The organism is Pseudochelatococcus contaminans (assembly GCF_014195635.1).
Taxonomy (GTDB): domain Bacteria; phylum Pseudomonadota; class Alphaproteobacteria; order Rhizobiales; family Beijerinckiaceae; genus Pseudochelatococcus; species Pseudochelatococcus contaminans.
In genome coordinates, this window is record NZ_JACICC010000007.1 from 37,115 (window position 1) to 57,948 (window position 20,834).

General features: G+C 58.7%; 20 protein-coding genes, 1 tRNA gene and 2 pseudogenes. 14 read left to right on the top strand and 9 right to left on the bottom strand.

Features of this window, described 5'->3' with window-relative positions; all coding sequences use genetic code 11:
• Positions 1-35: 35 nt before the first annotated feature.
• The 5 genes from FHS81_RS13240 (at position 36) to FHS81_RS13260 (ending at position 6,516) form a co-directional block, all read left to right on the top strand.
• Positions 36-1,235 (top strand): MFS transporter, encoded by a 1,200-nt coding sequence (locus tag FHS81_RS13240; protein WP_183753710.1) that lies wholly within the window; start codon positions 36-38, stop codon positions 1,233-1,235.
• 12 nt (positions 1,236-1,247) lie between these two features.
• A complete protein-coding gene (locus FHS81_RS13245) occupies positions 1,248-1,949 on the top strand; it encodes an SDR family oxidoreductase (RefSeq protein ID WP_183753712.1) in 702 nt (233 codons plus the stop codon).
• Between the two features lie 85 nt (positions 1,950-2,034).
• Entirely contained in the window at positions 2,035-2,313 is a 279-nt protein-coding gene (locus FHS81_RS13250) for a COG3415 family protein (RefSeq protein WP_183753714.1), read from the top strand.
• A 382-nt stretch (positions 2,314-2,695) separates the two neighbouring features.
• Complete coding sequence (locus FHS81_RS13255) at positions 2,696-4,885, top strand: TonB-dependent siderophore receptor (RefSeq protein ID WP_183753716.1); 2,190 nt, start codon at positions 2,696-2,698, stop codon at positions 4,883-4,885.
• An 8-nt stretch (positions 4,886-4,893) separates the two neighbouring features.
• Positions 4,894-6,516 carry an alpha/beta hydrolase family protein gene (locus tag FHS81_RS13260; RefSeq protein ID WP_183753718.1) on the top strand — a complete coding sequence of 541 codons (1,623 nt, stop codon included), beginning with the start codon at positions 4,894-4,896 and terminating at the stop codon, positions 6,514-6,516.
• On the opposite strand, the gene FHS81_RS13265 is transcribed toward FHS81_RS13260, so the two are convergent.
• Positions 6,517-6,717: a hypothetical protein gene (locus tag FHS81_RS13265; RefSeq protein ID WP_183753720.1), complete on the bottom strand. Its 201-nt coding sequence runs from the start codon at positions 6,715-6,717 to the stop codon at positions 6,517-6,519.
• On the opposite strand from FHS81_RS13265, the gene FHS81_RS13270 reads away from it, so the two are divergent.
• From FHS81_RS13270 to FHS81_RS19355, 5 genes are all read left to right on the top strand, one after another.
• A complete protein-coding gene (locus FHS81_RS13270) occupies positions 6,712-6,879 on the top strand; it encodes a hypothetical protein (protein ID WP_183753722.1) in 168 nt (55 codons plus the stop codon). The two genes, FHS81_RS13265 and FHS81_RS13270, sit on opposite strands and share 6 nt — an antisense overlap.
• Positions 6,880-7,457: 578 nt before the next feature.
• Positions 7,458-8,480 (top strand): ABC transporter substrate-binding protein, encoded by a 1,023-nt coding sequence (locus FHS81_RS13275; protein WP_183753724.1) that lies wholly within the window; start codon positions 7,458-7,460, stop codon positions 8,478-8,480.
• Between the two features lie 134 nt (positions 8,481-8,614).
• On the top strand, positions 8,615-9,664 hold the full coding sequence (locus FHS81_RS13280) for an ATP-binding cassette domain-containing protein (RefSeq protein ID WP_183753726.1): 1,050 nt from the start codon (positions 8,615-8,617) through the stop codon (positions 9,662-9,664).
• Positions 9,661-11,343: an ABC transporter permease subunit gene (locus FHS81_RS13285; RefSeq protein WP_183753728.1), complete on the top strand. Its 1,683-nt coding sequence runs from the start codon at positions 9,661-9,663 to the stop codon at positions 11,341-11,343. The genes FHS81_RS13280 and FHS81_RS13285 overlap by 4 nt, the downstream gene beginning before the upstream one ends.
• Before the next feature lie 218 nt (positions 11,344-11,561).
• Positions 11,562-11,855: a hypothetical protein gene (locus tag FHS81_RS19355; RefSeq protein ID WP_428982456.1), complete on the top strand. Its 294-nt coding sequence runs from the start codon at positions 11,562-11,564 to the stop codon at positions 11,853-11,855.
• 17 nt (positions 11,856-11,872) lie between these two features.
• Here the strand turns inward: FHS81_RS19355 and FHS81_RS13295 are convergent, their stop codons facing one another.
• The gene (locus tag FHS81_RS13295; protein WP_246375015.1) at positions 11,873-13,060 is read right to left on the bottom strand and encodes an ATP-binding protein; all 1,188 of its coding nucleotides are present in this window, start codon (positions 13,058-13,060) and stop codon (positions 11,873-11,875) included.
• Between the two features lie 270 nt (positions 13,061-13,330).
• Here FHS81_RS13295 and FHS81_RS13300 point away from each other — a divergent pair.
• Positions 13,331-13,429: transfer RNA gene (locus tag FHS81_RS13300), tRNA-Met, on the top strand.
• A 219-nt stretch (positions 13,430-13,648) separates the two neighbouring features.
• Here FHS81_RS13300 and FHS81_RS13305 read toward each other — a convergent pair.
• From FHS81_RS13305 to FHS81_RS13315, 3 genes and pseudogenes are all read right to left on the bottom strand, one after another.
• A complete protein-coding gene (locus FHS81_RS13305) occupies positions 13,649-13,831 on the bottom strand; it encodes a hypothetical protein (RefSeq protein WP_183753732.1) in 183 nt (60 codons plus the stop codon).
• Between the two features lie 397 nt (positions 13,832-14,228).
• Complete coding sequence (locus FHS81_RS13310; RefSeq protein WP_183753734.1) at positions 14,229-14,405, bottom strand: hypothetical protein; 177 nt, start codon at positions 14,403-14,405, stop codon at positions 14,229-14,231.
• A gap of 88 nt (positions 14,406-14,493) precedes the next feature.
• Positions 14,494-14,673: pseudogene (locus FHS81_RS13315) on the bottom strand (DUF2285 domain-containing protein); the annotation flags it as partial.
• Positions 14,674-14,730: 57 nt separating this feature from the next.
• Between FHS81_RS13315 and FHS81_RS13320 the strand changes: the two are divergent.
• The 3 genes from FHS81_RS13320 to FHS81_RS18730 all read left to right on the top strand — a co-directional run bounded on the left by FHS81_RS13320 (position 14,731) and on the right by FHS81_RS18730 (position 15,866).
• On the top strand, positions 14,731-15,099 hold the full coding sequence (locus FHS81_RS13320) for a DUF1153 domain-containing protein (RefSeq protein WP_183753739.1): 369 nt from the start codon (positions 14,731-14,733) through the stop codon (positions 15,097-15,099).
• Positions 15,090-15,248, top strand: coding sequence for a hypothetical protein (locus FHS81_RS18725; RefSeq protein ID WP_210281693.1), 159 nt, complete (start codon positions 15,090-15,092; stop codon positions 15,246-15,248). The genes FHS81_RS13320 and FHS81_RS18725 overlap by 10 nt, the downstream gene beginning before the upstream one ends.
• Before the next feature lie 78 nt (positions 15,249-15,326).
• On the top strand, positions 15,327-15,866 hold the full coding sequence (locus tag FHS81_RS18730) for an IS3 family transposase (protein ID WP_210281694.1): 540 nt from the start codon (positions 15,327-15,329) through the stop codon (positions 15,864-15,866).
• Between the two features lie 35 nt (positions 15,867-15,901).
• On the opposite strand, the pseudogene FHS81_RS13330 reads toward FHS81_RS18730, so the two are convergent.
• The 4 genes and pseudogenes from FHS81_RS13330 to FHS81_RS13345 form a co-directional block, all read right to left on the bottom strand.
• Positions 15,902-16,243, bottom strand: a pseudogene (locus FHS81_RS13330) (transposase); the annotation flags it as partial.
• 92 nt (positions 16,244-16,335) lie between these two features.
• A complete protein-coding gene (locus FHS81_RS13335; protein ID WP_183753741.1) occupies positions 16,336-17,151 on the bottom strand; it encodes an MIP/aquaporin family protein in 816 nt (271 codons plus the stop codon).
• A gap of 25 nt (positions 17,152-17,176) precedes the next feature.
• Positions 17,177-18,574: a class II fumarate hydratase gene (fumC, locus tag FHS81_RS13340; RefSeq protein ID WP_183753743.1), complete on the bottom strand. Its 1,398-nt coding sequence runs from the start codon at positions 18,572-18,574 to the stop codon at positions 17,177-17,179.
• 243 nt (positions 18,575-18,817) lie between these two features.
• Positions 18,818-20,602 carry an NAD-dependent malic enzyme gene (locus tag FHS81_RS13345; RefSeq protein ID WP_183753745.1) on the bottom strand — a complete coding sequence of 595 codons (1,785 nt, stop codon included), beginning with the start codon at positions 20,600-20,602 and terminating at the stop codon, positions 18,818-18,820.
• Positions 20,603-20,834 lie beyond the last annotated feature (232 nt).

The following is a 20,834-nucleotide window of genomic DNA, read 5'->3' on the forward strand; positions in this document are numbered from 1 at the left end:
AACAGAGAACCCTCCATCGTTACCCATGGCATCTTATGAGAAAGCGTTCTTTCAGCCTGTCCCATCCACTTTGGCTCATTACCGGCATCCTGCTGATCGCCGCCTCTTTGCGTGCGCCTATCACCGGAATTGCGCCGCTGCTCGGCATGATTCGCGCTGATTTCGCCCTTGGAACGGTGGAAATAGGCGCTCTGACGACTTTGCCGCTGCTGGCCTTCGCCTTCGCATCGCCCTTCTGCGTATTGCTCGCCCGCGAATACGGCCTTGAACGAAGCCTGTTTCTTGCGCTGATAGTGATCGGAGGCGGTGTGCTTTTTCGATCCATGGGCGCGGTCTGGATGCTGTTCATCGGCTCCGCGATCATCGGCATCGGCATCGCCATCGCCAACGTCCTCCTGCCGGCGTTGCTCAAACGCGACTTTCCCGACCATATTGCCAGCCTGACCGGGGCCTATGCGCTGGTGGCCGGTCTGGTGGCGGCCCTGACTTCGGCTCTCGCGGTGCCGATCGCGAAGCTGCCGTCCTCGGGATGGAATTGGTCTCTTGCGGCCTTCATCGTCCTGCCTGTTGTCGCGATAATCGTCTGGATACCGCAGTTGCTGAACCGCAGCAGGCCGCCCGCCGAAACGGCGACGCCGCCGCACAGCGGGCCAATCTGGCATTCACCCTTGGCCTGGCAAGTCACGCTTTTCTTCGGCCTCAACTCGCTGATTTATTATTCAGTGGTAACCTGGTTGCCTGCAATGCTCACGGAAAGCGGCTATTCGGCGGAAGCCGCGGGGGCGCTTCATGGCGTCTCCCAGCTCGCCACCGCGGTTCCGGGTTTGGTGATTGCGCCTTTGATACAGCGCTTCAAGGATCAGCGTGGCATCGCCTGCGCTACCTCACTGATCGTGGCGATTTCCCTGCTCGGCTTGCTGGTCGCGCCCCGATGGGCATTGATCTGGGCGGCTTTGTTCGGTTTCGGAACCGGAGCAACCTTCATTCTGGCTCTGTCCTTTGTCAGCTTACGTGCGGCGACTGTGCGCCAGGCCGGCGCCTTGTCCGGCATGGCGCAGAGTGTCGGCTATACGATGGCCGCTGCCGCGCCGCCGCTGCTTGGGCTTGTCCACGACATGTCGAGTAGCTGGACGGTGCCACTCTGCCTTTGTGTGGCGCTATGCTGCGCGATGGCCGGCTTCGGCGCTTATGCGGGCCGGGCGGCTCATATCGATAACTTCAACAGTATAATTTGAGGAGCATCATTCATGTCTGAAAAAGTTGCACTCGTCACCGCAGGAGGAAGCGGTATCGGAGCCGCCACTGCCCGTCGTCTGTCCGCCGATGGATATAGGATCGCCATTCTGTCGTCTTCCGGCAAGGGAAAGGCGCTGGCGGAGGAACTGGGCGGCTTCGGCGTTACGGGGTCGAACCAGTCGAATGACGACAATCGCCGTCTTGTCGACGGTGCGATGGAACGCTGGGGGCGGATCGATGTGCTGGTGAACAGCGCCGGCCACGGCCCGAGAAAGCCGCTGATGGAGTTGACCGACGCGGATTGGCATACCGGCATCGATACCTATCTCATGAACGTTATCCGCCCGACCCGGTTTGTGACACCGCTGATGCAGGCGCGGAAGTCGGGCGTGATCGTCAATGTCTCATCCGCGTGGACATTCGAGCCGAGCCCGATGTTTCCCGTTTCGGCCGTGGCGCGGGCGGGCCTTGCGGCGTTCACCAAGATTTTCACGGATACCTATGCCGGCAACAACATCCGCATGAACAACGTTCTGCCCGGATGGATCGACAGCCTTCCGGCGACCGAAGAACGACGCCAGAGCGTGCCGTTGGAGCGTTACGGTACAGCCGATGAAGTGGCCGCCACCATTGCCTTTCTTACGTCGGAAGGAGCAGCCTACATCACCGGGCAGAATATCCGGATCGATGGAGGTTTGACACGTTCAGTCTGATTACGCGATCAAGCCTGTCCGTTGCCGCATGCTTTGAGCTGCTGCCGGTTTTGAGGACACCGGGTTATCCGCGGCCATCAAGCTGGTGCGACGCGCGCGGGCAACGGGCAGCACCGCACCGGCGAAGATCGGCGGATGCCGCAAGCCGCTGCTGGCCGATCATGGGGGTCTGTTGCGCGGACTGACCACGACGCGCAAAGAGATCACGTTGGCCGAGATCCGGGAGGAACTGGTCGCACGTGGCATCCCGCCAGTTTCGCTGTCGACGATCTGGTCGACGCTCAGGAGGCTCGGCCTGTCTCACAGAAAAGAGCATTTGGCACTGCTTTTCTTTATTCTGAATAATTTTAATCTTGCGCATTAAATAGTTTGATTGTCACCACATATTAGCCTTAGCCCAAGCTTCATGACAACTTGGTTCGGCTGGCATCACCTGCTTTGTGAAGCTCCCTTCCATGGTCAATATCGCATGATGAGATAGATCCGCTTCATGCAGATAAATATCAAATTTCAGCATATGATAGATGAAATGTATTTTTATAATTATTTTAAACAGGATGTTTTTTAAATGAAATAAATAGAATAGTATTTGTTTTCTTATGTTGCATTTAAACACTGTTATTCATCTATATCCGATGATAAAAATCCCCAATAATCTTATGATGGTGACGGAGGTGGGGATGAGTGGGGTCTCTGGATCGAGGTCGGATTTGCGCTTAGCATGGCAATTGCTTCTTACTGCAAGCATGGTCGCCTTCGCATCTCACGCCGCAGCACAGCAGACAGAACGCACGCAGCTTGATGCAAATGGATCTGTTGTGCTCGATACGATCGTCGTGGAGGACACGCGGGAAACGGCGACCGGCCCTGTCAACGGATATATCGCCGGGCGCTCCGCAACCGCGACGAAAACCGACACACCGCTGATCGAGACCCCGCGTTCCGTGAGCGTGATTCCGCGTGAGCAGATTGTCGATCAAGGCGCACAGAGCGTCGCGCAGGCGCTGCGCTATTCGGCCGGCGTCGTCTCGGAGACGCGGCCCACGAACGGGCGCTACGACAGTGTCTTCATGCGCGGCTTCGGCGGTGGCGGCACGCAGGCCGCCTACATCAACTATCTCGATGGGTTGAAATTGCAGCGCGGCATTTCCTATGCAATCCCCTCTACTGAGGTCTACGGGCTGGAGCGCATCGAAATCTTGCGCGGCCCTGCATCGGTTCTGTTCGGGCAAGTCAACCCCGGCGGCATCGTGAACCAGGTCAGCAAGCGCCCGCGTGCAACGCCGCACGGAGAAATCCAGGTTCAAGGCGGCACGTGGAACCGGGTACAGGGAGCCTTCGATATTGGCGGCCCGGTCGACCCGGAGAAAACACTGCTTTACCGCGTGGTGGGCCTTGCGCGGACATCGGATACGCAGGTTGACTTCACCAAGGAAGAGCGCATCTACATCGCGCCGTCAGTGACATGGCAGCCCACGGAAGCAACCTCGCTGACCATTCTGTCCAGCTATCAGCGCGACCCGGAAACCGGCTTCTATGGTGGCCTGCCTGCCGCCGGCACGCGGTTGCCCAATCCCAATGGGCGGATTCCGAGTTCCTTCTTCCCCGGCGACCCCATCTTCGAGGGCTTCAGCCGCAACACCGCCCAGATCGGGTATGAGTTCTCGCACCGCTTCAACGAGACCTGGGCAGTGCGCCAGAATGCCCGCTTCCAGCACATTGAATCCAAGTTCACGACTGTAGCGGCGGCGAGCCTCGCCAGCAATCTGCGCACCATCATGCGCCGGCCCGCATACTCACGCGAGCGCACGAACGGCTTTGTCCTCGACAACCAGGTCGAGGCGCGCTTCAACACTGGCGCCCTGCAGCATACGGCGATGGTTGGTTTCGATTATCAGTATAACTGGGCGAACAGGTCCCTCAGTTCGGGCGGAACGGCATCGCCGATCAACTTCACCAACCCAATTTACTTCCAGCCGGTTACAATAGCTGGCCTCAACTACACGGATCGCGAGCAGAATTTCGCCGGCCTCTATGCGCAGGACCAGATCCGGCTTGACAAGTGGGCTTTCCTGCTCGGCATACGGCAAGACTGGGTGGAAACGCGCCAGCGCACGCAGGCAAGCCCCGGCAGTTCCGTCTTCAACCACACGAAGGCAACCGACGATGCATTCAGCGGCAATGCCGGCGTCGTCTATCTGTTCGATAACGGACTTGCCCCCTATGCCAGCTTCTCGACCTCGTTCGAGCCTGTCAGCGGCACGGATTATTACGGCGGCACCTTCGATCCATCCGAAGGCGAGCAATACGAGATCGGTTTGAAGTACCAGCCGACCGGCTTCAACAGCTTTATCCAGTTTTCAGCCTTCAACCTGACGCAGACCAATGTCCTGACCTCCGATCCCATCAACCCCAACTTCAGCGTGCAGACCGGCGAAATCCGCTCGCGCGGGTTCGAGGCCGAGGCCCGCATCAACCTGTTCGACGGCCTCAACGTGATCGCCGCCTATACGTTCGTCGACGCCAAGGTCACCAAGGATAACAACCTCAACACCGTCGGCCGCACCCCTGTTGGCGTGCCCAAGCACTCGGCGTCACTCTGGGGGCACTACACCCTGTCCCAGGGGCCGCTGCGGGGCCTGTCGCTTGGCGCGGGCGTTCGTTACATCGGCGTGACGCCCGGTGACAGCACCGGATGGTTCTCGGTCACCGGCTATCCGCCCGTGCGCGCCACCGTGCCTGCTTACACGCTGGTCGATGCCATGCTCTCCTACGACCTTGGGGCGCGGTTCGATGAGTTGAAGGGCTTCAACGTCGCGGTGAACGCCAATAACCTGTTCGACAAGGAATACGTCTCGGGCTGCTACGCCGTGAACAACGGCTGCGTCTACGGCCCGCGCCGCACCATTCTCGGCACCTTGTCCTACCGCTGGTAGCGTGATCAATGATCGCTTCGGATGTCGTGCTGGTCATCGCGCTGGCGGTGTTTATCGTCGCGTGGTGGATACCGGCCATACCGGCGCGCAGATCCGTGCTTCTGATCTGCGCGCTGGCCGCTTTGGCCGCAGGCGTTTGGGGCTTCCTTGACCATCGATGGCAGGCGGCCGCGGGCGCAATAGCGGCGCTATCCTTCCTGCTGGCGCTTTTCCTGACGCGCGGACGCAAGCAAGGCGTTCCCTTTGTATCGGGGCCGCTGCTGACGCTTCTGGCTGCCGCCGCCGTGGCAGTGCTGGCGATATTCCCGGTTGCTCCCCTGCCAAAGCCCACCGGGCCGCATGCGGTCGGCGTGCGCACATTCGAGCTGGCCGATGCCAGTCGCCCCGGCCTCTTCTCGGCACAGCCGAAGGAACCTCGACGTTTGCTGGTGCGGGTCTGGTACCCCGCCACGCCGGCAGAGGACGCACGGCCGATGCGCTACTTCTCTCCCACAGAAGCGCGCACCACGGCGCACGGGCTGGGCGGGCTGATCAATTTCGGGCCGCTGCTGAGCCACCTCAAGCATGTTCGCACCAACGGCTATGAGGATGCGCCCCTGTTGCCGGCCCCGGACAAACGTTCCGTGGTGGTCTACAGCCACGGTTACATGTCCTTCCTTGGGCAGAATACCGCGCTGATGGAAGACCTCGCCAGCCATGGCTATATCGTCTATTCCATCCAGCATACCTACGATGCGTCCGACACCGTGTTTCCGAACGGCGACATCGCGCCAATGGACGCTCAACTCAAGCGCAGCCATGACGACGAGCGTCCGGCAGGCATGAGCGTCCTTCTCACCGGCAAAACCCTCGACGAGCGCCTCGCGGGGCATTTGCTTCTACCGCAACAAGATGCGCGGCTGGTTATGCAAAGCGGGCCGGCCTGGGTCGCGGATCGGCAATTCCTGCTCGACAGGCTGGCAGACGGGACCGTGCCGGAAGCCGTCGTCGAGATCGCCGCCGCAGGCGATGTCTCGAAAACCGGGCAGATCGGCATGTCCTTCGGCGGGTCGGCAACAGGCGGCTTTTGCGCGGTCGATACGCGTTGCGCCGCCGGCGTAAACCTCGATGGCCTCAGCTATCACCTGCAAACGCTCGGCACGCAAATGCCCGTCCCTTTCCTCATGCTGCATTCCGACTTAGAGAGGTTCCGCCGCGTTATCGGCGAAGATGCGCCCGAGGCAGCCCACAGCTTCAACCAGTTCTCCTACGAGCGCTTCGAGGAAACCGGGCAGTCGGATGAGGTTTATCGCTTCCAGGTCAAGGATGCGTTGCACATGGGGTTTTCAGACTTCACCCTGTTCATCCGGCAGCCTTTGGGCGACGTCTTCCTCGGCAAGGTGCCGGCCGAAACGATGATAGCCCTGCAGAACGATGTGGTGCGCGACTTCTTCGATCGGTATATCCGGGGCGAGGCCAACGGTTTTCCCGAGGAAGTGCAAACCGCCTATGGCGACCGGCTGATACCGATCGACAACGCCGATGTCCGCCTGTGGTGGACCGGCAAAACGCCTGAAGCACGCATGCAGATCCTGAAAGACATTGAGGCAGCTCGGACAGAGGCAGTCCCCTCAGGTGCCGGACGGAATTAGTCAGAGCGTTTTGAGAAATGCGACCAGCGCGGCCCGTTCTTCGGCGTCGAGATCAAGCGGTTTGATGTAGGGCGAGAGTGCGGCAGCGAACGGATATTGGGAGTCCGCCGCCTCGCGGGCGTTGCGCGCCCACACCTCTCCCCCGCCGCATGCGTAGAAGTGAACAATGCCTTCCAGCGTCTCGATGAGGCCGTTGTGCATACAGGGAGCCGTTTTGCCGACGTGGCGCAGGCTTGGCGTCTGGAAGCGGCCAATGTCCTCCGGTTTGCCGGTGATCCTGTAGCGACCGAGATTCTCTGCCGGTTCACGAAACGAGGACAGACGCAGGTTGTGGAAGAGATCGTCCGTCAGCCGGGGGCCTGAGTGACAATTCGCGCATTCGAAACATCAGAAGGGTAAGGTTTGCGAGCTGTCGTCATCTCGCAAAGTTCGGAAATATTGGTTTACAGATCCCTAACATCCTCTAGACGAATCCATGCGGCGGCGCGTCAAGCGCATGTTCTGGGGGCACCCTGTGATCGTGATGCCCCGCGTCGAGGGATCGAGCCTCAGCGATGCCAAGCGCGTGATGTCAATAATTGTTAATCGATAGAGTGGTTATTTTTTTTGATATAAAATCTATAATCATAATCACGAAAAATCATTGTGATGATGTCGAATATATTATGTTTGGGCGGTTGTTTTCAAATCTCTGTCACACCTGATGCATAGTAGATTTGCTGATCGAGAGCGGCTTGCTGCCGGATCGGATGTGTTTCCTAAAGTTCATCCGATATGCCGGCTCAATAAACTCGAATGAAAAATGACCGTGCGTGCGTCGGATATCCCTCGGGATCATGCCGCGTGCCCGGGGTTTTATTTTTTCTATGTGTGATCATACATCCTTTATTGGGAAATCGACACAGCATTCAGGTGAGGAGCGAGACACAATGACAGCATTCATGTTTTCGAAGCACAGCGCACTGCGCCATCTTCTTGCCGGAGTTGCATTCTCTGCGGCGATGGGCATGGCCGTTGCACAGGCGGATGACATCACGGTCTATACATCCTATGAAGAGGATGAAATCGCAGCTTTCCTCAAGCGCGCCAAAGAAGATCTGCCGGATCTGAACGTCAACGTGCTCCGCCTGTCGACCGGCGACCTGCATGCGCGCATCCTGGCTGAAGCCGACAACCCGCAGCACGATGTGATCTGGGGTTGGGCCGTCACCTCCATGATCGATCCGCGCATCGGTGAGTTGATCGAGGTCTACGAGCCGGCCAATATCGAGCGCGTTCCCGCCAAGTTTCGCGACAAGGATGGTAAGTGGTTTGCGACCACCGGCTACATGGCGGCCTTCTGCGTCAACAAGGAAGTGTTGGAGAAGAAGGGCTTGCCCATGCCGACTTCGTGGGAAGATCTGCTCAACCCCGTCTACAAGGGCGAGGTCGTGATGCCGAATCCGGCCAGCTCCGGCACGGGTTACCTGATGGTCTCCTCTATTCTTCAGGAAAAGGGTGAGGAAGAAGGCTGGAAGTTCCTCCAAGGCCTGGACAAGAACATCGCCCAGTACATCAAGAGCGGTTCGCGTCCCTGCAATGCGGCCAGCGAGGGTGAGTTCGCGATCGGCGCATCCTTCGCCCTGCGCGCGATCAAGAACATCCAGAGCGGCTATCCGGTCGCCATGGTGATCCCGGCTGAGGGCGCTGGCAACGAGCTTGAGGCCAATGCGCTCGTGGCCGCATCGAAAAACAAGGATGCCGCCAAGCGCTTCCTGGACTGGACCATCTCCGACAACGCCGTCAAAGGTTACTATGACTGGAAGGAGATCGTCACGGTGACCGGCGGCTCCATGCCGGAGAACTTCAAGGAAGCCGGCCTGCCGGAAGACATTTCGTCCGTATTGTGGGACATGGATTTTGCATGGTCGGCTGAAAATCGTCAGCGCATTCTCGAGCGCTGGCAGCGTGAACTGGAGCGCTGATAGCGCGCCTGACAGTCCCCCGCCCGGTGCCCGCACAGGGCGGGGGATACTCGACCATGTTCAGTTGATTTTTGAGTGAATTCTTGTCGATCGGATGGTTCCGTCTGGTCGGAAAACGCTCCAGGGATTTTCCGGTGACGCTCGTTATTTCTCATGTAACCAAGCGCTTCGGTCAGATGGTGGCGCTGGACGATATTTCGTTGAGCATCGACAGCGGGGAGTTCATTTGCTTCCTGGGACCGTCCGGCTGCGGCAAGACCACGCTTTTGCGGGTGATTGCGGGGCTTGAACAGGTAGAGCAGGGCTCCGTGCTGTTCGAGGGGCGTGACCTTGCCGAAATCCCGGCGCGCAAACGCAACTTTGGCGTGGTATTCCAATCGTATTCGCTTTTTCCCAATATGAGCGCTGCTCGCAACGTTGGCTATGGACTGGAATGTCATGGTTGGCCGCGCGCGGAGATCGATGCGCGCGTGCAGGAAATGCTGCGCGTTGTCGCGCTCTCCGAACATGCGCGCAAGCTGCCCTCGCAGCTTTCAGGCGGACAGCAGCAGCGTGTTGCGCTGGCTCGCGCGCTCGCCACCAACCCCCGGATGCTGCTGCTGGACGAGCCGCTTTCCGCTCTCGATGCCAAGGTGCGCAAAAATCTGCGCATCGAGATCCGCGAGTTGCAAAGGCGCCTCGGCATTACGACGATCATGGTCACCCACGATCAGGAGGAGGCGCTTGCGATGGCCGACCGTATCGTCGTCATCGAAGCAGGTCGCATCGTGCAGGTCGGCAACGCCCATCAGCTTTATGAGCGCCCGGCGTCGCGCTTCGTGGCGGAGTTCATCGGTCGCATGAACGTGCTGCCTGTTTCTGCCGCAGCCGGCAAAATTTTGCTTGCCGGATATCCCGTCGGTTGCGAGGAGCGCACGGCCGGTGAGGCGCCGCGCCTGATCGGTATCCGGCCTGAGAATGTATGCGTGGTGACCGAAGAGGCTACGGACGCAAATGGCGCCATCCCGGCGCGTATTCGCAGCACCGTTTATCTGGGTAATATCGCCGAGATCGTTCTGTCGGTTGGTAAGGGGCATGAGCAGGAAATCGTTGCCGAAGTGCCGGGTCACGCGTTGCGCGCGATTTCCGAAGCGCCGTCCATCGCTGTCCGGTTGCCGGCCGATGCCGTGAAAGTGCTTGAATGATGAGCGCGATCGTAACAACAGACCTGCCGCGCGGAAAAGTCAGCAACAGGATCAGGCTTGGTGTCCTTCTGCCGACGATCATCGTCGGCATCCCGCTGATTGTGTTTGTTCTCTACCCGCTGGTGCAGATACTTGGCCGTTCCTTTTCCACCCGCGATGGCTTTGGATTCGGCAATTACGCCGCAATGCTCGGCAACGAACGGTTCGTGCGCATCACCTATAATTCCGTCGACATGACGCTGACGAGCACGGTGCTGGCTGTCGTCCTGGCATACGTCTTTGCCTATGCGATCCAACGCTCGACGCTTCCGGCGCGGGGGCTTTTCCGAATGATCGCGGTGCTCCCCCTGTTTGCGCCCTCGCTGGTGCAGGCGCAGGGGCTCGTGCTGCTGTTCGGGCGCAACGGCATTATCAACCGCACTTTCGGGCTCGGCATTGATATTTACGGCTATTGGGGCATCGTGATCGCATCGGTGCTTTATGTCTTTCCCTATGCCTTCCTGATCCTCTCGGCCGCGCTGGCCGTCGCGGATGCACGGCTTTATGAAAGCGCGCAGATGCTGGGGGCGTCGAAATGGCGCGCGTTCCGCACGGTCACGCTGCCGGCGACGCGATATGGCATCGCGGCAGCGGTGTTCGTTTGTTTCACGCTGGTGATCACCGATTTCGGCAATCCGATGGTGATTGGCGGCGACTATACCGTGCTGGCGTCGGAGGTGTACAATCAGGTCATCGGGCAGGCGAACTTCGAGATGGGCAGCGTCATCGGCATGGTCCTGCTTATTCCGGCTGCCATCGCGGCGATCACGGAAAAGTACATCAGCGCCCGGCAGCATGCGCTCATCAGCGAACAGTCCAAACCGCTGATACCCCGGCCGGACCGCACCCGGGATACTCTGCTGGGGTTGGTTGTCGGTATGATTTCGGTGGCTATCGTTGCCGTGATGGCCGTGGTGGTGTTCGCCAGTTTCGTGCATCTGTGGCCGTATCGCATGGACTTTTCGCTGCGCCACTACGCCTTTGACGTGCAGAATGGCATCCAGCCGTTATGGAACTCCATCTGGATATCGCTCATGGCGGCTGGCGTCGGCGTTGTCGTGGTGACGGCTGCCGCCTATGTCGTCGAGAAATTTGCCTCGCCCGCGACGCGGCTTCTGTATTTCCTTGCCATCCTGCCAGCGGCTGTGCCGGGCATGGTGCTGGGACTTGGCTACATTCTGGCGTTCAACAATCCATCAAACCCTGTCTACGCCATCTATGGCACGCTGTTCATCATTGCGGTCGCCAATGTCTATTACTACCATGCACAGGGCTTTCTCATCTCCAGCACCAGTATGAAGCAGATCAGTAATCGCTTCGACGAGGCATCGGCGACACTCGGCGGCGGTCGTTTTCACACCTTTGTCAAGGTGACGTTGCCGCTGATGCTGCCTACGATCGTGGGCGTAGCGGTGTTTTTCTTCATGCGTTCGATGGTGACGCTCTCAGCCGTGATCTTCCTTGTCACACCTCATACGCAGGTGGCCGCTGTGTCCGTTCTTTATCTTCAGGATCGCGGAGCGACCAATCAGGCTGCGGCATTCTCGGTCTGCATCGTGGCTACCGTGGTGGTGGCTCTGCTTGCCGCCCGCTTGCTGCTGAACATCTTCGGCTATCGCAAGATGCCGCTGATCCGCTGAAACAGCCGGCGCGCGTCCGCCTGAGCCTACCTCACCTCCGACACCGTGTTCGGCGTCAAGGAAGCCTTCGTTGCACCTTTCCAGAAGGGAGCGCCCCTTGACGCTGTCGCTGGCCTGACCAGGGGATATGAATTTTGGTGTTCCATCCGCCTCTGGATTTGCCGATGGCCTACGGCCCTCTTTTTTGAGAGCCCCGTAGCGTCGGGGTGTACCTTGATGTGGGTGCTGTCCAGACCAGGGCACTCGACGCGGATGACAATCAGGCACTGGTGCTGAAGCGATTCAAAAATCCGGTCGAGAATTCCCTTTTCGGCCCATCGGCGAAGCCGCATCTAGATGGTGTGCCAATTGCCGTACTCTTTCGGCAGGCGGTGCCACTTGCAGCCATTCTCCGCAATATAGAGCAAGGCATCAAGCAAGCGCCTGCTATCGATTTTCACGTTGCAGCGCTGCAGCGGCAGGAACTGAGACAGCACCGCATATTGAGCATCCGTCAGTTTTGTTCAAAATGATAGCCGGCGCATTACGCTCACCATTGCCACAGGGCCGTGATCGGCAGGGCATATAGTTTTTCGCCGAAGGGGGTGATCCTGTCATGATCATGCAGCACGACCCCTCGCACGAACCTGTCGCCTGGCGCTTCCTGCAACTGGCGCAAGCCGCGGAAGTCCTGGGCGCGCACGGTGGCGGAGGTCTTGACTTCAACCCCGACCACACGTCCGCGGCGGTCTTCCAGAACGATATCAACCTCGTCCCGATCCTTGGTGCGATAGTGTGAGAATGCCGCCCGCGTTCCCGACCAGGAGGCCAGCTTGAGCAGTTCGGAAAAAATGAAGCTCTCCAGCAAAGCGCCGAAGTGCGTGCGATCGGCCCTGATATTGTCATTGTCTGTGCCGCGCAGAGCAGCGAGCAGGCCGCTATCCAGAAAATGCAGCTTCGGCGTCTTGATCAGCCGGCTCAGCCGGTTTGATGACCACGGGGGAAGGGTGTGCACCAAATAAAGCCGTTCGAGGATGGCACATATTTCTGTGCGGTCACATTCGACAGCCCGAGCGCCGCTCCGAATCTCGAATAGTTCACCAACTTGCCCGGCGTGCTCGGCCAGAACGTTGAGCAATTGTGGCATCCGCTCCAACTGGTCGATGTTGGCGATGTCCCTGACGTCGCGATTGAGAATGAGAGCCACGTAATCCTCAAGCCATCTCTGTCGCCGCGGCAAGCTGGCGCGGCGCAGGGCCTCGGGATAGCCACCGCTGAGAACGATGGAAATCAAATCCTCTCCGGTCTGCGCATCGCCTGAAAATATCGGAAGAGACGCTTCGAACAGGCGATCCAGAAATGCTCCCTTTCCTTGCCGGATTTCCGACTGCGCCAAAGGTAGCAGCGGGATGATGGCCATGCGCCCGGCGAGGGAATCGGCAATGACCGGAATGGTCGCCAGATTAGCGGAGCCGGTCAGCAGAAACCGCCCCGGCCGCTGATCCCGATCGATGCTTTCCTTGATGACCAGCATCAACTCCGGCACACGCTGGATCTCGTCAATGATCGCCGTATCGAAGCCGCGAACGAAGCCGACGGGATCTGTGTGCGCCGCTTCGAGTGTGCCGATGTCGTCGAGGGTCACATAAGGACGTCCCTCATGTGCAAGTTGCCTGGCAAGTGTTGTCTTGCCGGCCTGACGCGGCCCGGCGATCAGCACAACGCGCGTATCCGCCATCGCTCCGTCGACGTGCGGTCGGATTTTTCGCTCGATCAGTGGGTGGGCAGAAATCGTGGCCGTGCTTATCCGACGGTTATTAATAGATATACCATCTGATTTAAAGTTATACGTCGTCCAATTTATGCTTCATGCTCGATCCTCCTCACATTAAAGCGAGTTTGGTCTTCACGGAAAGCACAACGAGCCTCAATCTATATAATGGATGGGAGCGTCCTGTACGCAACTAGATAAAATTGTATCCAATATCTGGTCGGCACACAAATGGCACATGAGATAGTGTCGTTTATTGAAAAATAAGGGAAAAATATTCGTTTCCTTCAGGCTCATAACCTGAAGGCCGCAGGTTCAAATCCTGCTCCACAACCAAAAATATGCAATGATGTCAGTATGATAAAGCCTCCTCCGGGAGGATTTCCGCGTTCTACAACAAACCCGTGGAAGCGCACTGGAAGCACCAGAAAGAAAGCCATGGCGAAGTAAAGCCGGATAGGCACGGTTACACTTTGGCTCTGATTGTGATAAAAATGATACAACAATACAAGCGCGCCAAGCTGGAAGCACACTGAAATTGGGGCGGTAAGCTGTTCACGAAATAGACGGCGGCTTGACGTGCAGCGTGCTGGCGATATCAACCTGGGCCGCGCCGACGATCGGGCGTAGTTCGCGCAGGCTCTCGACCTCTTGCTTCAGTTCCTGATATCGTTCTTCGATCATTTCCTGACGTTCGGGCGGAAGGTCGGCGATAATCTCATTCAAAGTTCGGCCCATGTCACTACTCTCCGTATGATCGTGCTTTCTGGAAACCTTTCGAAGGAGGAGATTCCTTTGCAAGGCGTCAATGAGCCCAATAAGCCGTACAAGCTACATAGCCTCCATGTTATATTGCCGTCAACAGGCGGTCTGCCGTCTGCACTTATCGGCAGCCGTTAGGTACCCTTAGCCACAAGCTGAAACTGGTGATTGGCGACAAAGCGCCTCGAAACCCATATCGGTCCTGCTCGCCAAACATGCAGAGCGGTGCGCTCCGCGCTCCCAAATGCGTCGTCAGAAAAGCGGCTGTCCTTCGCAAAAAGCCGATATCTATTAGACGTATCTGAGGATCAACCAATTTCTTCGACGTACGTGTTCGAATCCCACCAGATCCGCCAAACCCGCCGATTTCCCTCTATGGCCCGATATTGCCGCCGATCACCGCACACCACCATGCGGCATAGCGAACCGCCGATTCCACGCTATTGCCCGATATTTCCATGCCCCAGGCCGGTAGTCCGGCAGCTTTGGGGCGCATTGCTGCCAAGCTCGTTGCCCCGATGGACGGCAGCTTTCCCAACGTAGTCGCCAAGACCTGTCAATCCGGTTTCCACCCCATCGCAGCCGTTGTCAGGCGAATTGCTCATGGGACATCTTGGCGCAATTGATTGGCTGTCACGTCACTGTCGGTTGATGCGCTCTTGTTCAACGGCCTGTTCGAGAATTCGCCGGTAGCCGATCTTCGTCATCCACTGCGCGCGCGCAAGATGGCTCTCCCAGCATCTGCGGGATCGCATTTCCTCGGCATCCGGGTCGCGGTGCAGGACGATCCGAGTCACCTCGGTCCAGTCCGCGCCTTCCGCATTGGTGTATCGACCCAGTGAAACTCTGCTCATGCTACAAGGGAGAAGGTAGCGATGAGTGTAACTATGGACGACAGCATCAAACGCTGGACGGCGAAGCGCAAAACCGCGCTGGTGATCGAAATCATTCAGGGCAAGACCACGGTGGCTGAGGCCAGCCGGTCCTTCGAGCTGTCGCCCGCCGAGATTGAGGGGTGGGTTGAAGACGCCAAGCGGGGAATGGAGAATTCTCTGCGGGCGAACCCGCTCGACATCCGCGAGCAATATGAGAAGCAGCTGAAGGATCTTCAGGAGGCCTATGGCGAAGCCATGCTGGAGCTGCGCGCACGAAAAAAATTCCAGGCCCTGATGGATGCTCTGGATCATTTGTCGTCCGCCGCATCCAGCAGGGCCTTCTCGCTGAGGGCATCAAGGTGCCCCTGACCAAGCTTTGTGCCTGGTTTGGGGTGTCGCGCCGGACGGTGTATTACCGGCCAACCAAGGCGGCTGCGAAGGTCGATCCGCGCTTTTCTGAGCCGATCAAGGCCATGATCGAGCAGGAACCGTCCTTTGGCTACAGGACCGTGGCCTAGCTTCTGGGGTTCAATAAAAACACGGTTCAACGGATCTTTCAGCTCAAGGGCTGGCAGGTGCGCAAATGACCCATCGGGATGCGGCCGCGGATTGAGGCGATCCCGTCCGTAGCCAAAGCTCCCAATGAGCGCTGGTCGACCGACATGTGCCGGATCTGGGCCGGGCGGGATGGCTGGACCACACTGGCCCTGGTCATCGATTGCCATACCCGCGAGTTGTTGGGGTGGCATCTGTCGCGCTCCGGCAAGGCCACGACCGCAGCCAGTGCGTTGGAGCATGCGCTGATTACCCGGTTCGGCACTTTGGGTCGGGTGCCGAAGGAGTTCCTGCTGAGGTCGGACAACGGGCTCGTTTTTACCAGCCGAAAGTTCACAGCGCTGGTCCGAAGCTACGGCCTGAAGCAGGAGTTTATCACACCCCACTGCCCGCAACAGAATGGCATGGTGGAGCGCGTGATCCGGACATTGAAAAAGCAATGCGTCCATCGCCAACGCTTCGACAGCATCCAGCATGCAACACGCGCTATCGGTGACTGGATCAGCTTTTACAACAACCGCCGCCCTCACCAGGCGCTTGCCATGCGCACACCTGCCGAGGCATTCAAATTAGCAGCTTAACCTGAGCAGATTCCGCTGGGTCATTACAATCATGCTTTTTTAAGAATCCGCAGTTCCAGCGCCTGTTCGGCGACGACTTCCTTGAGATCATGAGCCTCTCTGCGCAGCACTTTTACCTCGTCGCTGGTGGCGGCACGGGCCGTGTCGCCAGTCAGCCGCTTCTTGCCGGCTTCAAGGAATTCCTTCGACCAGTTGTAATAAAGGCTCTCGGCGATCCCCTCGCGCTGGCACAGCGCGGCGATCGATTCCTCGCCACGCAGGCCTTCCAGCACAATGCGGATCTTCTCCTCCGCGCCATACTGCTTGCGGGTCGCTCGGCGGATGTCCTTGATGACCTGTTCCGCAGGTGCTTTCCCTGTCCCGGATTTCTGTCTCATCTTTGCACCTTTGAAAGGCTACGATGAACCAGAAATCCTCCGTTCTCAGTTAAGCCACTTTGGTCCAATCAGAGCTGACGACGGACAAGCTACTATGAAGGCCCCTTATCCAATGGCGACCCCATTGCAGCCTGGGCTTCCTCTGCCTTTGCCGGCCCGCGCAGGAAACGTGCCACAAGGACGGCAACGACGACACCAATTGCCGATCCTAACGGGTACACCCAATAAGTCGAAAGATCCCCGCGGGCAAGATTGGGGCCGAAGGCTCGTGCCGGATTGAACGCGGCGCCGTCATAAGGCCCACCCATCGTTCCCGCGGCCATGACATAGGCCCCTACCGCGATCGGAATGGCGGAGCCGACCAGCTTTGGGCCATCGGCCATGCTGAGCACCACCAGCACCATGCCGAAAGTGAGGATCGCCTCCAGTATGACCGCTCCCCACAACTGCCCGGGCTGGGGGATTGTTGCGGCGAGATTGCCGCCATAGCCAAACAGCTCCGCCGCCGTGAGAGACCCGGCCGAAGCGGCAATGAACTGGACGACGAAATAGGCTAGAGTCATCGGCCAGGTCATATCGCCGCGCAGGGTAAACCCGAGCGTCATCGCCGGATTGAAATGCGCGGAGATATCTCCCAGGCAATAGACTGCCGCGACTAGCCACAGGGCGGACACCGCGGACAGGATGAAAGCAAACTGGTAGGGAGCCAATTCCGCTCCGCCGTTGGCAGCAAGAACCGCCGCTCCGCCAGAAAGAACGAAGGTCAAGCCGAAGCTGCCGATGAACTCGGCAACCAGCCGACGTGCCCGGTGATTGTCACTCTTCCAGTCGGCGGTAAACCGCGGCCCAACTTGCGAAGCGAGTGCGAAGCGGCCATAGGCCGCTTCATTGTCGTTATTGACGTTCATGTTGACAGACTCCTCGTCGCTGAGATTACGCCACGTAGGGAGAAACCATCTTCTTCGGATCGACGACCTTGTCGAATTCTGTCTCCGTGACGAAGCCAAGCTTGAGTGCGGCTTCCTTCAGCGTCAAATCGTTGTCCAGGGCGTAGTGGGCGATCTTCGAAGCCTTGTCATAGCCGATCACCGGCGACAGCGCCGTAACCAGCATCAGCGAACGCTCGACATATTCCTCGATCTTCTTGAGATTGGGCGTGGTGCCCTCGATGAGGAATTTTCGGAAATTGGTGGTGCTGTCCGTTATCAGCCGGATCGAATGCGTGATGTTGTAGATGATCAGCGGCTTGTACACGTTCATTTCGAGATAGCCGCTGGCGCCGCCAAAATTCACGGCAACGTCATTCGCGAACACCTGAGTGGCGACCATGGCCAGCGCCTCGCACTGGGTGGGATTGACCTTTCCGGGCATGATCGACGAGCCGGGCTCATTTGCCGGAATGGATAGCTCGGCGAAGCCGGCACGCGGTCCGCACGACATGAGGCGGATGTCGTTGGCGATCTTGAACAGCGAAACAGCCAGCGTCTTCAGGGCGCCGGAGAGGCTCACCAAGGCGTTGTGCGCGCTCTGCACAGTGAACTTGTTAGGCGCGGTGACGAAGGGCAAGCCGGTCAGCGTGGCGATTTCGGCCGCCGAAGCCTCCGCGAAGCCCGGTGCGGAATTCAGGCCGGTGCCGACCGCCGTGCCGCCGAGGGCAAGACGGTAGACCCCTTTGAGAGCGGCGTCGATGGTGTCGAGATCGTCGGTCAGCAGGCCGGCATAACCGGACCATTCCTGGCCGAGCGTCAGCGGCGTGGCGTCCTGCATGTGCGTACGGCCGATCTTGACGATGTCCTTCCATTCCTCGGCCTTGGCGGCAATGGCATCGCGCAGCGCGGTGACGGCTGGAACGAGATCCTTCGTCACACCGATGGCGGCCGCGATATACATGGCCGACGGGAAGGAATCGTTCGATGACTGTGCCATGTTGACGTCGTCATTGGGATGCACGGGCGTCTTGCTGCCGAGCGCCGTGCCGGCAAGCTGGCAACAGCGGTTGGAGATGACCTCGTTGACATTCATGTTGAACTGCGTACCGCTGCCCGTCATCCAGACGTGAAGCGGGAACATGTCGCGATGCTGTCCGGCAAGGATTTCGTCGCAGACAGTCACGATCAGCTTGAACTTCTCATCCGCGAGGCGACCATCCTTATGATTGGCGATCGCCGCCCCTTTTTTCAGGTAAGCATAGGAATCAATCATTTCACGCGGGATCAGATCTGGTCCGATCGAGAAATGCTCCAGAGAACGCTGTGTCTGCGCACCCCAAAGTTTATCCGCAGGAACATTCACCGTGCCGAGACTGTCAGACTCGGAGCGAAAATCTACCATTTCAGCTATCCTCATAGATTAGTCACCTCGCATTCATTAGAAATGCGAGGGTATTCGATTGATAAAAATGGACGCAAGCATCCATTGCGCGATAGAAAGTTTATTAGTCCAATGCTAATACAATTATATTACATTGCATAGCTAAGGAAATATATTGATAAACATCATATATATATTTGTAAAAAATACCGTGGCTGCGTTTCCGAAGAGATGCAGCCACAGCAACCGCTCATTGCTGGCGGATCAAACCGCTTCGACCGGCAGGTAAACCGGCCACCACTGGGTCTCGCGCACGGCCTCAACGGGATCGTCGATCTTGGCCTCGGCAATACCCTGGTTGATGGCAGTGCGCACGATTTCCACGGCCACGGCGCTTGACGTGGTGCGCAGGTCAGCGTTGGAGGGCAGCAGCGAAGCACCGAGCGTGTCATCTGTCGCCTGTCCGGCCACAGCCTTGGCTGCTGCGAACAGGATTTCGTCGGTGACGATCTTGGCGCGGGCGGTGATGACACCAAGGCCGACACCCGGATAGAGTGCGGCGTTGTTCGCCTGCGCGATCTTGTACGTCACGCCTTTGTACTCGACGTCATCGAATGGCGCGCCGGTAGCGACGAGCACCTTGCCGTCGGTCCACTCGATGAGGTGGGCAGGCGTCGCCTCATGCAGAGCGGTCGGGTTCGACAGCGGGAAGATGATCGGGCGCTCGACATGAGAGGCGAGGTTGCGCACGATCTCTTCCGTGAACGAGCCGGGCTTGGTGGAGGTGCCGATGAGAATTGTCGGCTTGATCGCATCGACCGTTGTGGCGAGGTCGATGATACCGTTCGTCAGCTTCTCGCGCAGGGCCGCCAGTTCGGGCCAGCGCGTCTCGGCGTTCGGATCGGTTTCCACCCGTGTGCGCTTGAGATCGGCCACTTCGGCATGCGGACGGGCGTAGGGCAGTTGATAATCCAGCAGGCCATCCTTGAGATCGTCGGTTAGCAGGCCGGGCTCATCGACGAGCCAGATGCGGCGGGTGGCTTCTTCCTTCGACAGGCCCTGGCTGGCGATGTGGTCGCGGATCTGGTCGGCGATGCCGGCACCGGCCGTGCCGGCACCGTAGACGACGACGCGCTGCTCAGCCCACGGTGTGCCGCTGCGCCGCACGGCATTGAGCAGCGCGGCAACCACGATGGCGCCGGTGCCCTGCTCATCGTCGTTGAACGTGGGGATGGTGCCGCGATAACGGTTGATGATGCGGCGTGCATTGGTCGAACCGAAGTCTTCCCAGTGCAGCAGCGCCTTCGGGAACAGTTTGCGCGCCGCCGTCACATAGGCATCGATGAAATCGTCATAGGCCTTGCCGCGAGTGCGTCCGTGACGATAGCCGAGATACAACGGATCGTTCAGCAATTTCTCGTTGTCGGTGCCGACATCCAGAATTACGGGAACGACGCGATATGGGCTTATGCCGGCCGCGGCCGTGTAAACCGCAAGCTTGCCGATCGCGATGTCGACGCCGTTGGTGCCCCAGTCGCCAATGCCGAGAATGGCTTCAGCGTCGGAAGCGACCAGAAGGTCGATATCGCCCGGTCCGGCACCGAAGTTCGCCAGCTTCTGCTCTACCGTCTCGGGCTCATTGATGGAGAGATAAATGCCGCGCGGCCGTGTGAACACTTCACTGTAATGCTCAATGGCTTCACCCACCACCGGATCGTAAACCACCGGCAGAATCTCGAGCAGGTGTTCCTGAAGCAGCGCATAGAACAGTGTCACGTTGTTGTCGTGCAGACGCCACAGGTAGATGTGCTTGTCGAGATCCGTCGGCGCTTCATGATAAGCAGCATAGGCCCGTTCAAGCTGCGGCGCGAGGTCTTCGGTCACGACCGGCGGCAGCAGGCCGTCGATCTGAAGGGCCTGGCGTTCAGCCTTCGTAAAAGCCGTGCCCTTGTTGAGCCCTGGGTCCCGAAGAACCTCATATCCCCGCGCAGTCGTCTGGATCTTGCGATCCGCACCAGCGCCCACAATCTGAAACTTTCTGGCAACCATCTGATTCTCCATCGATATTAACAGGGACAACATGCTCCTGAGCGGACAGGCTTTCGGAGCAGGGAATTGCGCGGATCGGAACCCGGCGCAATAAAACGAAATGAACGCTGTCAGGGCAGACGGGCCGGTCGATGCGGAGCCTGCCCCGGTTCAAGCGTCGGCCAGGCTCAACGAGCGGACCCGTTTGCACACACGACGAACTCGCTGGTCCACTGCGTGATCTACAGGCCAG

What these genes read in the sequence shown, in the direction of transcription:
- FHS81_RS13265 (WP_183753720.1), bottom strand. Translation starts at nt 6,717, where the DNA reads ATGCACAACGGCCTCATCGAGACGCTGGAAGGCATTGTTCACTTCTAC.
- FHS81_RS13285 (WP_183753728.1), top strand. Translation starts at nt 9,661, where the DNA reads ATGATGAGCGCGATCGTAACAACAGACCTGCCGCGCGGAAAAGTCAGC.
- FHS81_RS13260 (WP_183753718.1), top strand. Translation starts at nt 4,894, where the DNA reads ATGATCGCTTCGGATGTCGTGCTGGTCATCGCGCTGGCGGTGTTTATC.
- FHS81_RS13275 (WP_183753724.1), top strand. Translation starts at nt 7,458, where the DNA reads ATGTTTTCGAAGCACAGCGCACTGCGCCATCTTCTTGCCGGAGTTGCA.
- FHS81_RS13335 (WP_183753741.1), bottom strand. Translation starts at nt 17,151, where the DNA reads ATGAACGTCAATAACGACAATGAAGCGGCCTATGGCCGCTTCGCACTC.
- FHS81_RS13255 (WP_183753716.1), top strand. Translation starts at nt 2,696, where the DNA reads ATGGTCGCCTTCGCATCTCACGCCGCAGCACAGCAGACAGAACGCACG.
- FHS81_RS13345 (WP_183753745.1), bottom strand. Translation starts at nt 20,602, where the DNA reads ATGGTTGCCAGAAAGTTTCAGATTGTGGGCGCTGGTGCGGATCGCAAG.
- FHS81_RS13320 (WP_183753739.1), top strand. Translation starts at nt 14,731, where the DNA reads ATGAGTGTAACTATGGACGACAGCATCAAACGCTGGACGGCGAAGCGC.
- FHS81_RS13240 (WP_183753710.1), top strand. Translation starts at nt 36, where the DNA reads ATGAGAAAGCGTTCTTTCAGCCTGTCCCATCCACTTTGGCTCATTACC.
- fumC (WP_183753743.1), bottom strand. Translation starts at nt 18,574, where the DNA reads ATGGTAGATTTTCGCTCCGAGTCTGACAGTCTCGGCACGGTGAATGTT.
- FHS81_RS13305 (WP_183753732.1), bottom strand. Translation starts at nt 13,831, where the DNA reads ATGGGCCGAACTTTGAATGAGATTATCGCCGACCTTCCGCCCGAACGT.
- FHS81_RS18730 (WP_210281694.1), top strand. Translation starts at nt 15,327, where the DNA reads ATGCGGCCGCGGATTGAGGCGATCCCGTCCGTAGCCAAAGCTCCCAAT.
- FHS81_RS13295 (WP_246375015.1), bottom strand. Translation starts at nt 13,060, where the DNA reads ATGGCGGATACGCGCGTTGTGCTGATCGCCGGGCCGCGTCAGGCCGGC.
- FHS81_RS13245 (WP_183753712.1), top strand. Translation starts at nt 1,248, where the DNA reads ATGTCTGAAAAAGTTGCACTCGTCACCGCAGGAGGAAGCGGTATCGGA.